Origin of the sequence: Myroides odoratimimus (genome assembly GCF_004337635.1) — a bacterium.
Lineage (GTDB): Bacteria > Bacteroidota > Bacteroidia > Flavobacteriales > Flavobacteriaceae > Flavobacterium > Flavobacterium odoratimimum.
This window is the reverse complement of sequence record NZ_CP037427.1, coordinates 3,510,588-3,523,620: the sequence shown is the minus strand read 5'-3', so window position 1 is coordinate 3,523,620 and position 13,033 is coordinate 3,510,588. Positions and strand designations below refer to the sequence as shown.

The window sequence follows — 13,033 nt, the reverse complement described above, 5'->3', positions numbered from 1 at the left end:
TCTTATAATAAGAGTAATGTTCTTTCTCTAACTTTACTAAAGCATTAAGCTTTTTTATGTAATAAGGACATTATTTCTAAAAAGTAGTGTTTTTGTAAGGATATATTGTGTGTGTTTTACAAGGTATAGTATTGATATACTGATAAAAGAGAGAGAGTTTAAGTGAGAATATAAGTTAGTGTATGGTTAAGGAAGTGTAAAGAAATAACTATAAGATAGGAGTTGTTACGTTTTATGCGACGTCTTCTTATAGAGATTATTATATGTTGGTCTACTAGGAGATTACTTGCTGTATTCTTGCACATTTCCTCCTGAAATGGGCATTTTGGGCAATAAAAGTGCTAGAATTCCTTTGAAAGAACGAATTATTGGTTATATAGCCTTCGTTCTTTATTCAATAGGTTCGACACCATACTTTCTAGTTGGATGGCGTGGAACTTCATTGCTTTAGGACTGAAAAAGTTTTATAAAACTAAAAAGTCAAGATGACTTCATTTCAAGAAAGTAAGAGTCTGGATAAATAATTAAAAATATTAATAAGTAAATGTGATAATTATGTTATAATAATAAGAAATAGGAATTGTTTGTTAATTAAACTTAGCGAGTAAAAATGAAATAAATAGTAGGTGGTAATCTTAACGATTTAATAAAATTGAAGACAGGCTATAATATTACATTTGATCCTACACGAAAACCTACTAAAAGTAACAACATATAATGATAAGTAAAGAGAAAATGTTTGATGCTTTATATGAAAAGCATTGGTCTGAGTTATATGCTTTTGCTCTTAACGTAACAAGGGATAAAGTTATAGCAGAAGATATTGTACAAGAGGTTTTTATTGATTATTGGAGCCGCATGAATACCATTAATGTAGAACTACCAAGGGCTTATTTTTTTCAAGCTGTTCGAAATCAGTGTGCAAAAGCATTGAGTAATAGAAACTTCAATCAAGTACAAATAGAGAATATAGCTTCTTTAGTTCCAGATCTTGACGAGATACAGTTTGAAGAAGTAAAACAACAATTATTGAACGAAATTAATCAAACTGCAATCTCACTTCTACCAGATAAATGCTTAACTATTTTTAAAATGCGTTTTTATGAGCAATTGTCTTATAAAGAGATTGCCTCTCGTCTAAATATCTCTGAAAGTACAGTAGAGAATCAAGTGAACAAGGCTTTAAAACTGTTGCGAGGAAATACAAGATATATTACAGATATGCATTTTTCTGTATTGTTAAGTATTATGTGTTAAGTAAAGTTTAGCTGTATTATCTAATCGTTAAGTATGGTTTGATACATAGGTGTTTTTTAAAATAGAAGAACATCATAGTATAAAGCATACTAAGAATGATAAAACAGTTTAAAAGAATATTGTCAAAATACGCAGAAGGAAATAGTAATAAAGAAGAAGAATCTTTAGTTAATCAGTATTTTGATCGCATGCAAATGGAAGGTGTGCTTCCAAAAGATGTAAGTACAGCTGTTGGCGAAAGGATGAAAAGAAGAATAAACCTTCAAATTAAACCAGTCCCAAAAACGTCTTTTGCAATGTACTATAAGATAGCAGCAGCAGTAGCAATTGTTTTATCATTATCTTATTATTTTCTTTTCCCTTCAACAAAAGAAATAGAATATGTGGAGCAATTTGCAGTTAAAGGACAACAGCTTCAGTTTTATTTAAGTGACTCTACCTATGTACACTTAAATTCAAATAGTAAATTAATCTACCCTAAAACATTTAACGGAAATTCTCGTGAAGTACAATTAGTAGGAGAAGCTTTTTTTGAAGTAAAACACACTTCAAGAGATACTCCGTTTTTGGTTGTTAGCCCTAAATTAAGAACACAAGTATTAGGAACAAAGTTTAATGTAAACGATAGTCCTAATGAAACAGTACAAGTAAGTGTTTATGAAGGAAAAGTAAAAGTAGAAGACAAACAAACTAAGCAACAGGTTATTTTGGCAAAAGATGAACAAGTGACTTGGACAGATGCAGTAAGTTCATTACAGAAAGCGACTATACAAGAACAGCAGTTTAATCAATGGTATAAAGGAGAAGTCAAATTTAACCAAATGGGGATCCAAGAAGTAATTACAGTATTGAATAGGCGTTTCAATACGCATTTGCAGTTAGCATCAACTAATTTACCAACTTCAACAATTAGTGGCGATTTTACAAGCGATAAAATTGAAGACATCCTTCAAAGTTTGCAATTTATATACGGTCTTCAATATAAGAAGCAAAGTGATGGGAAGATTATAGTACACCTCAAATAGTTTATGTCTAACCACAATATTATGAAATGAAATAACACAACTACAATTAACTACAAAGAAAAAACCTGTACAAAGTGGCAGCGATGAACAGGTTTAGAAGTGATAATTAATTATCCAGCAGAACAATTAACTAAAAAACAAAGATAACAATTATGTATCTCAAATTATTCAAAGGAGGTAAGAAATTATATACTCCATTAGCTACTGCTTTGCTTTTTTTACACTTATTAAGTGCAGAAAACACTTATGCACAACAAAAAGCAGCGACACCGATTTCAATTCAGTTGAATCAAGCTTCTATTACAGATGTTTTTAACGCCATTAAAAAACAATCAAATTACACTTTAATTTATAGTGATAAAGTAACCGCTTTGACCAAAAAAGTGGATATGCATATTGACGCTAAAGACATAAAAGGTATTTTAGATTATATGTCTAAACAATATGGAATTACTTATCAAATTACAGGTTCAACTATCTCTGTAAAATTAGGAGAAGTAAAAACACAAAAGATAAAAGGAATTGTAATGGACGAACAAGGATTGGGGGTCCCAGGAGCTACAGTTATATTAAAGGGAACGGACAAAGGTGTAAGTACAGATTTGGACGGAAATTTTGCTTTGGATGCTGTAGTGGGAAAAGATAGAGTACAAATTTCTTTTATTGGATATAAAACAGTTGAAGTAATAGCAGCTACTAATTTAAAAGTAGCTTTAGTAGAAGACCAAACTAATTTAGATGAAGTAGTAGTGGTGGGATATGGAAAGCAAAAACGAGTAAATGTTACAGGAGCTGTAGATCAAGTAGGAGCAGAGGTGTTTAAAGATCGCCCTGTTTCTAATGTAGCTAAAGCATTACAAGGAGAAATAGGAAACCTAAACCTTATCATAGGAGATGGAAAACCTACCAGAAGTGCAACATTTAATGTGCGTGGTACAACTTCAATTGGAGGAGGAGGGAATGCTTTGGTATTAATAGATGGAGTACCTGGTGATCCTTCTTTATTAAATCCCAATGATATAGAAAGTGTATCTGTTCTTAAAGATGCTGCTTCTGCAGCTATTTATGGAGCAAGAGGAAGTTTTGGAGTAGTTCTAATTACCACTAAAGCATCTGAAAATGAAAAGTCAAAGATTAACTTTTCTACCTCTTTTTCGGTTTTAGATCATACAGTTAAACCTGATTTAGTGACTAATGGATACCAATGGGCGAAACAATTTGACGACGCTTATTATTCTTGGAATGATTACAAAATGCATCCGTCTAAAGCAAATAGCGTATTTCCTTTTTCTATGGAATATTTGCAACAACTAAAGGAACATGACGAAAACCCAAGTTTGAGTAAAGTAGATATTGATCCTGTAACTGGAAAATATGTGTACTATGGAAATACAGACTGGATGAAAGAGTTGTATGCAGATATGATTACAGCACAAGAGTATAATTTAAGTGCTAGTGGTGGAGGGGAAAAAGCAAGCTATTACTTATCAGGTAGAATAAATTCTCAAGACGGTATTTTTAGATATAACCCCGATAAATTTAATATGTATAATTTAAGAGGAAAAGGGTCTTTACAAGCAACAAGTTGGTTGAAGTTAGAAAATAACTTTGAATATGCTGAAATGGATTATTTCTTTCCAATCTTAAATCACCCTTCAGATACACCAGTTTGGCGTAGAATATCAGACGAGGCCTTCCCTGTAGCGATGATGTTTAATCCTGATGGAACCTTAACACACAATGCGGCAATTGTATTTGGTAGTTTTGTTTCAGGAGGAAATTATTCAGATACAAACAGACAACAATTGAGAAATACAACAAGTTTTGTTGCTGACGTAATTAAAGATGATTTGAAGTTATATGGAGATTTTACTTTTAGAAATTTAAATGAAGTAGAAACGAAACAATATACTCCAGTGCCATATAGTACCAAACCAGGAGAGTTACTTGAAAGAGGAGAGAATAAGTTAGAAGAGTTGCAAGAGAAAACGACTTATAAGGGGATGAATCTTTATGCAGAATATAAAAAGCAATTCGGTAGTCACTATTTGAAAGGATTAGTAGGATATAATTACGAAAAATTGCGTTTAGACAAGCGCACTTTAGAACGCAATGAGTTAACGAATTCTTTATTACCTGATTTTGGTTTAGCAACTGGAGAGAATATTGTTTTAAAAGGAGGAGGATATCAATGGGCGACTTTAGGGGCTTTCTTTCGATTGAACTATAATTTCAGAGAAAAGTATTTTATAGAAGTAAACGGGAGATATGATGGTTCTTCAAAATTCCCACAGAATCAACAGTGGGGGTTCTTTCCATCAACTTCTGTAGGGTATCGTTTATCACAAGAGAACTTTTGGCAAAACAGTCGTTTAGCAGATATTTTACCTGAGTTGAAATTCAGAGCTTCTTATGGTTCATTAGGAAATGGAAATATCTCTCCTTATCAGTATTTAGAAACGATGTCTGTTAATCAATTAAATGTTTTATTAAACGGAAAAAATCCATTGTATACCAATAAACCAAATGTAATTCCTAATGGATTAACATGGGAGAAGGCTACTACATTCAATATTGGTTTTGATACAGAATGGTTTAACCGACGATTAACAACCTCTTTTGATTGGTACAAACGAGTTACAACAGATATGTATACACAAGGTACGCCTCTGCCACAAGTATTTGGAGCAACAGAACCTAAAGGAAACTATGCTGATTTAGAAACAAAAGGATGGGAGTTGTCGATTGCTTGGAGAGATAAAATCAACTTTAATAAACCTTTGACTTATAAGTTCCGATTTATTCTTTCAGACAATCAGTCTAAGATTACAAAATTTAATAATCCAACAAATTCATTAGATACATATTACAAAGGAATGAAGATAGGAGAAATATGGGGATTTGAAAATGCGGGTTATTTTATTGATCAGAATGATATTAATAATCATGCAGATCAAAGCTATATCCGTGTTTCTGCAGCAAATATATTAATGCCTGGAGATATCAAATTTGCAGATTTAAATGGAGATGGAGTAATTAATATAGGCGATAATACAGTAGATAACCCTGGAGATAGAAAAATTATTGGAAATTCAGCACCTCGTTTTAACTTCGGTTTTAATACTGATTTAGAGTGGAATAATTTCTTCGTATCTGCTTTTTTTCAAGGTGTAGGTAAACGCGATTTTTGGCCTGGAGCAGACAACTCTTTATTTTGGGGTGCATACAATAGACCATACAGTTGGCATCCAACAAAAATGAATGATATGATGTGGTCTGAAGAGAATCCAGATGCTTATTTTCCAAGGATGAGAGGGTATGTTGCTCTTAACAATAGAGGAGAGCTACAAGTACAACAAAGCAAGTATATCCAAAATGCAGCTTATATCCGCTTAAAGAACTTAACAATAGGATATAACTTTCCCAAACAGATGTTAGAAAAGAATAAAATAGAGAGTCTAAGAATTTTCTTTTCAGGACAAAACTTATGGACCTATTCACCCATGTTTAGAGTCTTAAAAACAATGGACCCTGAAGTAATTGATGGAGCAGATCCAGAATTGTCACCAAACGCTGGTAATGGAATGCGTTATCCGATGTTAAAAACATTCTCTTTAGGAATCGATATTACTTTTTAAAACAAGCAAACAATGAAAAAAATAATATTAATAACTGCTTTAGCAGGTTTGTTTATCACAACTTCTTGTTCAAACGACTTGGATCAATTACCCTTTGATAAACTTTCACCAGATGTAGCTTTTACAACAGAAAAAGATTTAGAATTATATAGCAATTCTTTTTATAAAATATTACCTAACGGAAATGATGTCGTTCGTGGAGATAATATGTCTGATTATGTTATTGGTCGAACAATCAATAACTATTTAACAGGTACTTATACAGCCTATGATAGTGGGGGTTGGAGTTGGAGTGATTTGAGAAATATCAATTATTTTTTAGAAAAATCAAAAGGAGCTAAGATCATAGATAAACGGAAAGCACATTACGAAGGATTGGCTCGCTTTTTCAGAGCGTGGTTTTACTTTGATAAAGTAAAGCGTTTTGGCGATGTGCCTTGGTATGACAAAACACTAACAGTAGATGATCCCGATTTGTATAAACCAAGAGATACAAGAGAATTGGTGATGCAAAAGGTTTTAGAAGATTTAGATTTTGCAATTAGTGCTATTGAAGGAGGAAAAGATAATAGTGCTTCAAGAATTACCAAACATGTTGCATTAGCTTTTAAATCTCGAGTATGTCTTTTTGAAGGAACCTATCGAAAATATCATACAGATTTAGGGTTGGTAGGTAGTTCGTCAGAGTGGTTAAAACAAGCTGCTAATGCCGCAGATGAATTAATGAAAACGTCTTCTTATCGCTTAAATACAGCGCAAGGGAATCAAAGCTATCGAAACTTGTTTAATAAAGAAGCAGTAGAAGCTTCAGAAGTGATATTAGCGGCTAATGCAAGTGCAGCTTATAGAATCTTTAACGATGCAAATTGGTATTATACAAGTGCAACGTATGGGAATCGCTCTAATTTGACTAAATCGTTTATCAATACCTATTTAAATATAGATGGCACTCGCTTTACAGATAAAGCTGGGCATGCAACTATACCTTTTTGGGAAGAAGTAAAAGGCAGAGATCAACGTTTAGAACAAACCATTCGAATGGGAGATTACAAAAGAGATGGACAAGCTGCTGCTCCTGATTTCACCTATACTTATACAGGTTATCAGCCCAAAAAATTAACCTTAGATTCTTCTGCTACAGATGGAGTAGCAGAAAATAATAATACACTGCCTTTAATTAGGTACGCTGAGGTTCTGTTGAATTATGCTGAAGCAAAAGCCGAATTAGAAGAATTTACAGGTGCTGATTGGGACAAAACAATCAAGTTGCTAAGAGAAAGAGCAGGTATTACCAATAGTAGTATACCAACAGTCGCAGATGCTTATTTAAAACAAGAGTTTTTTCCAAACATATCAGATGCAAATTTATTAGAAATTCGAAGAGAAAGAGGAATAGAGCTGGTGTTAGAAGGCTTTAGATATGATGATTTAAGACGTTGGAAGTTAGGAGGGCTTTTAACCAAAAGCTATGAGGGAATGTATGTACCAGCCATGAATACACCATTAGATATGAATGGGGATGGTAAGTCAGATGTTTCTTTTGTAACAAAAGTACCTGCAAATCCACAAAAAGGAGTGTACTACTATATTATTGATAACAACCAGTATAAGTTGTCTAATGGTGATTCTGGGACACTTATAATTATGGACAATCTAAAACGTATCTATGAAAACCATCAGTATGTATTCCCAATTCCATATAGCGCAATTGTATTAAATAGTAAATTAAGTCAGAATCAAGGTTGGTAATTTAATTGTAATAGAAATGAAAAGTCAAATAATAAGAATAATTCAAGTAGTGGTTTTATTACTTTGTTGTATCTCTTGTAATTATGAAGATGATTATACAAATAAAAATCCAAAGAAGGATCCTACAAAGTTGTTTACTCTAACAGCCTTGGTGGTAAATAAGATAGAGTCTCCTTTAGCTAAGGCAGAAGTAACTTTATATGACGAAAAGCAGAAAGAGATAAAAAAACAGGAATCTTCAACAACAGGAGCAGCTGTGTTTAGTGATTTGGTTGCTGGAAGCTATAAGTTAAAGAGTAGTTACGAAAATCAAGTTAACGAAGTAGTGGTAGAAATAAAGAATGAAGATAAAGAAGTCAAGATCAAGTTAGATATTGCTCCAAAGGATGTTGTTCTTCAAAATTCTCCTATTGTAATTACTGGAATACAGGCCGATCCGCGAGGAACAGATGCAGCAGCTAATGGCACATCCTCTACTTATGATGCAGGTAAAGTAGTTGTAAATCATATTGGAGGGTACGAGTATGTACAGTTAATGGCTTTAGAGGATATTGATTTTGAGCGTACACCTTATAGTGTAGTTATGGCAAACAATGGTATTGTTGGAGATAGAGGATGGGCACAAGGAGGAAATGTAACCTATAAGTTTGATTTAGTATCAGGAAAGGCAAAAAAGGGAACCTTCTTTTATGTAGGAGGAAAGTCAAAGGTACTTTCAGGTTATGGCAGTTGTGGAAAAAGTACAGATATCAGTACGTCTAATTGGATTGCTACAAAAGACTATAAATTAGAAGCAGGAGACGGTTTTGGAGATCCTAATGGAGGAATCTTAGGGAATTTAGGGAAAGATGGTCAGAATGTAGCAGATGGTGTTGCAGTGTTCAAAGGAACAACAGTTACAGGAGAATCAATTCCTTTAGACGCTGTTTTTTATGGTACATCATTAGAAGGAGTATATGATTCGGTTAACAATTGGGGATATCGTGTGCCAGAACAAAATGACCGTTATGCAACAAAAGATAAAGAAGGTAAAGCACAACCGTTTTTTGGACAAGGTTCCAATGTACATTTGTTTAGTCAACCAGGTTCGGATGTAGGAGATTTTATCAAGTTAGGTGGTTCTACAGATAGAAAGGAATGGAAGGTACTGAGAAATTCTACTATTGTACAGCTAAGTTATTGTGCAGGAGAATCTTCTTTAACAGACATCGAGAGAGCCAATGGAGTAACAGTATTTGCAGAAGGAAATACAACACCAGAAGTACCTGAGCCTTCAAAAGGAAATGTAAGTGTCATGTCTTTTAATATTCGTCATCACGATGCTACAGATCCCTATTCATTAGAGAGTAGAAAGGAGTATATCTTACAAGTGATTATAGACGAAATGCCAGACATTGTTGGGTTGCAAGAGTTTTCTGATAATTGGTTTGAAACATGGATGCAACAACAGATGGCAGCCAAAGGTTATGGGTATTATATGGACGAAGCTAATTCATACGGATCACCTAAAGTGATCTTCTATAAAAAAGATCGTTTTGATTTGAGAGGGAGTGCTACTTATCAAATGAAATATACTGAGAATAGAAGTGGTGCATGGGTGGTGTTATTTGACAAGCAAAAGCAAAAAGAATATTTTGTAACGAATAGTCATTGGACAACTGTTTCTTCAGAAGATAGAACAAAAATGGCTAAAGATGTCGTTAATATTATCGAGCAAAATTACCAGAATCGCCCTGTAATTTGTATAGGAGATTTTAATGGACAACCTCATACTACAGAAATTAATGTTTTAAAAACAACAACGCAACCAAAATTGTTGAATGCTGTAGACGAATCATTAAAAACATTTCACAAATGGGGGCCAACAGGTTCAACTACTTTAGATTATATCTTTTATTCTTCTCCTTTCAAATTAATAGAAGGAAAAGTAATACGAACAAGTTTTGGCCTAATATGGCCTTCAGATCATTGGCCTGTTATGGCAACTTTTACGATAGATTAATATGAAAAAAATACTAATTGCGATAGGGCTTTTTTGCGGTTTAAGTACAACCACTATAGCTCAAGAAAAAACACCTCATATTGTATTAATTACAATCGATGGTTTTAGACCAGATTTCTATTTAGAAGAGCAATGGGGAATGCATACAGTACGAGAGTTAATGAAAAATGGAGTAGCTGCTAAGGCAGTTACTCCTATCTTCCCTTCTGTTACTTATCCAGATCACACAACCATTATTACAGGAGAATTTCCTGCTCAACATGGAATAGTATATAACAATATTTTTGACCCTGCTACAGGCTCTCAAAAGTGGTATTGGGATTATAGTGCAATTAAAATACCAACACTATATGATGTGGTGAAGCAAAAAAAGCTGACTTCTGCTAATGTAATTTGGCCTGTAACAGTCAATGCGCCTATCGATTATAATGTTCCTGATATATGGGATCTTACTAACGGATACGATAGAAGAAGTATTACAGCTTTATATACTACACCTTATAGTTTGTGGCGCGAGATACAAAATGAAGCAACAGGAACATTAAGAGCTAAAGATTGGGCAATGACAGAAGAAGAGCTGATTATGGATGAGAATATTGCACGTATGGGAAGTTATATGATTCAGCAGTATCAACCGAATCTATTAACCCTTCACTTTCCATGTACAGATCACTATGAGCACCAAGATGGTTTGGATAGTCCTTTGGTACGTGCCAGTGTTGCTGGAGCTGATCGTGCAATCAAAACAATTATTGAGGCATTAGATCGTTCAAAACTGAAAGATAACTATGTAATAATTATTACAGGAGATCATGGGTTTGAGAAAATCACACACCGTTTACAACCTAATATTTGGTTAAAGGATGCAGGACTGTTAAACGACGCAAAAACAATGGACTGGAAAGCAATGTTTCATACCCAAGGAGGTTCAGCTTTCTTGAGAGTGCAAGGAAAGGATAAAGTAAAAACAATCGAAAAAGTTAAAGCTTTATTAGAAAAACAACCACAAGAAATTAGAAACCGCTATCGCATGATATCAAAAGAAGAGCTACAAAAGCTTGGTGCAGATCCAGAGGCAGAGTTAGCCTTAACAGGTTTAGATCACACAACATTTGGTGGAGGCCTTAAAGGAGAAGTATTGAGTAAGTTAAATAAAGAAGGTGGAGCACACGGATTTTTGAATAGCGATAAAAGTATGCAAACTGGATTTGTTGCTTTTGGAAAAGGAATAAAACAAGGAGTGGTGATCGAACAAATGGCTTTGATAGATATTTGCCCCTTTATTAGTGAATTATTGGAACTGGATTTTAAATTTCTTTCAAAAGAGTTAAAACAACAACTACTAAGTATCTAAAGATAGAATTAATGTTATAAAGAAGGCTACTCTTTAAAATAATAGTAGTCAAATTCGGAAGATTGTAATTTTTAAATTAATTAAGTTACATAAGCTTAACAATAGCATAAGATTAGTGTAGGAAGACATCACTAATTTTGGGCATTGAAAAAAAGTGACATTCTGAACAGTAAGGGGATATTATCAAATCATTAAATATTCTTTTTCGTAACGAAATACTTTAATACGCTCTATTTGTAACAACATAAACCATATATAATGAAAAAAAGATTCTTTACTGTTGCCTTCTTATTTACGGCAGCATTAGCCATTGGGCAGACTAGTGTTCGTGGCTATGTATTCGAGGATGCTAATAAGAACGGAAAAAAAGACAGAAGTGAAAAGGTATTAGCTGGGGTAGCGGTATCTAATGGAGTGGAGGTCGTACAGACTGATGATAAAGGACTGTATGAAATGCCTTTAACAGGGGATAATCAAATCTTTGTGATTAAACCAAGTCAATACGCTACTGTGTTAGACCAATATAATCTACCTGCCTCTTATGTAACGCATAAACCTAAAGGATCGCCAATAGGAACCAAGTATGAAGGTGTAGCTCCTACAGGGAAATTGCCAAAAGAAGTAAACTTTGGATTGATTGCACAAGAGGAGTCAGCAGATTTTAAGGCTTTTATCTTTGGAGACCCTCAGCCATATAGTCTGGAGGAACTAGATTACTTTAAAAAAGCAGTAGTAGATGAGGTAAAGAATAAGACAGAAGGAATCTCTTTTGGTATCAGTCTAGGTGATTTAGTAGGAGATAAATTAGACTTGCATACGCCTTATAAAGAGGTGATGAAAGAAGTGGGGCTACCATGGTATAATGTGATGGGAAATCACGATATGAACTATGAGGCAACTGAAGATATCTATTCTGATGAGACCTTTGAGAAGAACTTCGGACCAGCTAATTATGCATTTAATTATGGGGATGCTCACTTTATCGTATTAGATGATATTCTATATCCTCACCCAATTAAAAAGAAAGGGTACCTAGGTGGTTTTAGACAAGATCAATTAGACTTTGTGAAGAACAATCTGAAGTTCGTTCCTAAAGATAAGTTAGTGGTAATTTCTTTTCATATTCCATTATTTGTTGGAAACGAAAAACACTTTGATCAAGAGTCTAGACAACAGTTGTTAGATATTTTAAAAGAGCATGAGAATATCTTACTATTATCTGCACATACTCACTATCAGATGCATCAGTTCTATACGAAAGAACAGGGATGGTCAGGTATAAAGCCACTACATGAGTATAATGTAGGGACAACGTCAGGCGACTGGTACTCAGGAGAGTTTAACGAGTTAGGTGTGCCTGCTTCTACTATGAGAGATGGGACTCCTAGAGGATATGCTACTTTAGTAGTTAAGGGAAATCAGTATGAGTTAGACTATAAAGTGTCTGGGGAATCAGATGATTATAAAATGGAATTGTTTATGCCTAAGGTTATTGCGGATAAGAAATCGAATAACTATCAGGTATATACAAATGTCTTTATGGGAACAGAGAAAGATCTAGTACAATATAGAATAGATGGAGGAGAGTGGAAAGAGATGAAGAAAGAAGAGAGTTTTGACCCAAGCTTCTATGCGGCAGTTCAAAAGTATGATTTGACAGAAAAATTATTAACTGGAAAGAAACCTTCTCACCCGATTAAATCATCTCATTTATGGAGTGCTAAGTTACCTTTTAATATTGGGGTAGGAGAGCATAAAGTAGAAGTGAAGGTGACAGATATGTTTGGTAGAGAGCATATCGCACAAAAGACATACAAAATCGAGAAAAGTAAATAGTATAGTTTTTTATAAGGTTTAGATTCTTTATCATTATAGCGAGCTCGCTTATAATTGAATCAGGATTTAAATTAAGTGTGTTGAAAGGGCTCAGTATCGTTAGATACTGGGCTTTTTCTGTTTGTGTAGGGGAGTTATAAGAAGGTCTTCTGCTATATCTATTCTTAGAAGA

The 13,033-nt window shown here is 33.9% G+C and carries 7 protein-coding genes; all 7 read left to right on the top strand.

The annotated features are described in order from the left end of the window. Positions 1 to 717 precede the first annotated feature (717 nt). The gene (locus E0Z07_RS15970) at positions 718 to 1,257 is read left to right on the top strand and encodes an RNA polymerase sigma factor (RefSeq protein WP_006258191.1); all 540 of its coding nucleotides are present in this window, start codon (positions 718 to 720) and stop codon (positions 1,255 to 1,257) included. A gap of 95 nt (positions 1,258 to 1,352) precedes the next feature. Beyond that, positions 1,353 to 2,282, top strand: a complete 930-nt coding sequence (locus E0Z07_RS15965) for a FecR family protein (RefSeq protein WP_006258190.1) — start codon at positions 1,353 to 1,355, stop codon at positions 2,280 to 2,282. Positions 2,283 to 2,434: 152 nt separating this feature from the next. Next, a complete protein-coding gene (locus E0Z07_RS15960) occupies positions 2,435 to 5,920 on the top strand; it encodes a TonB-dependent receptor (protein WP_006258189.1) in 3,486 nt (1,161 codons plus the stop codon). 12 nt (positions 5,921 to 5,932) lie between these two features. Further along, positions 5,933 to 7,669, top strand: a complete 1,737-nt coding sequence (locus tag E0Z07_RS15955) for a RagB/SusD family nutrient uptake outer membrane protein (protein WP_131540976.1) — start codon at positions 5,933 to 5,935, stop codon at positions 7,667 to 7,669. A 16-nt stretch (positions 7,670 to 7,685) separates the two neighbouring features. Then, the gene (locus E0Z07_RS15950) at positions 7,686 to 9,671 is read left to right on the top strand and encodes an endonuclease/exonuclease/phosphatase family protein (protein WP_131540975.1); all 1,986 of its coding nucleotides are present in this window, start codon (positions 7,686 to 7,688) and stop codon (positions 9,669 to 9,671) included. A gap of 1 nt (position 9,672) precedes the next feature. Further along, positions 9,673 to 11,025, top strand: coding sequence for an alkaline phosphatase family protein (locus E0Z07_RS15945; protein ID WP_006258186.1), 1,353 nt, complete (start codon positions 9,673 to 9,675; stop codon positions 11,023 to 11,025). Positions 11,026 to 11,283: 258 nt separating this feature from the next. Beyond that, positions 11,284 to 12,861 carry a calcineurin-like phosphoesterase C-terminal domain-containing protein gene (locus tag E0Z07_RS15940; protein ID WP_131540974.1) on the top strand — a complete coding sequence of 526 codons (1,578 nt, stop codon included), beginning with the start codon at positions 11,284 to 11,286 and terminating at the stop codon, positions 12,859 to 12,861. Positions 12,862 to 13,033: the final 172 nt, after the last annotated feature.

Bases quoted from the DNA above. Each gene is read 5' to 3' on its own strand.
- E0Z07_RS15965 (WP_006258190.1), top strand. From the start codon at position 1,353: ATGATAAAACAGTTTAAAAGAATATTGTCAAAATACGCAGAAGGAAAT.
- E0Z07_RS15960 (WP_006258189.1), top strand. From the start codon at position 2,435: ATGTATCTCAAATTATTCAAAGGAGGTAAGAAATTATATACTCCATTA.
- E0Z07_RS15955 (WP_131540976.1), top strand. From the start codon at position 5,933: ATGAAAAAAATAATATTAATAACTGCTTTAGCAGGTTTGTTTATCACA.
- E0Z07_RS15950 (WP_131540975.1), top strand. From the start codon at position 7,686: ATGAAAAGTCAAATAATAAGAATAATTCAAGTAGTGGTTTTATTACTT.
- E0Z07_RS15940 (WP_131540974.1), top strand. From the start codon at position 11,284: ATGAAAAAAAGATTCTTTACTGTTGCCTTCTTATTTACGGCAGCATTA.
- E0Z07_RS15970 (WP_006258191.1), top strand. From the start codon at position 718: ATGATAAGTAAAGAGAAAATGTTTGATGCTTTATATGAAAAGCATTGG.
- E0Z07_RS15945 (WP_006258186.1), top strand. From the start codon at position 9,673: ATGAAAAAAATACTAATTGCGATAGGGCTTTTTTGCGGTTTAAGTACA.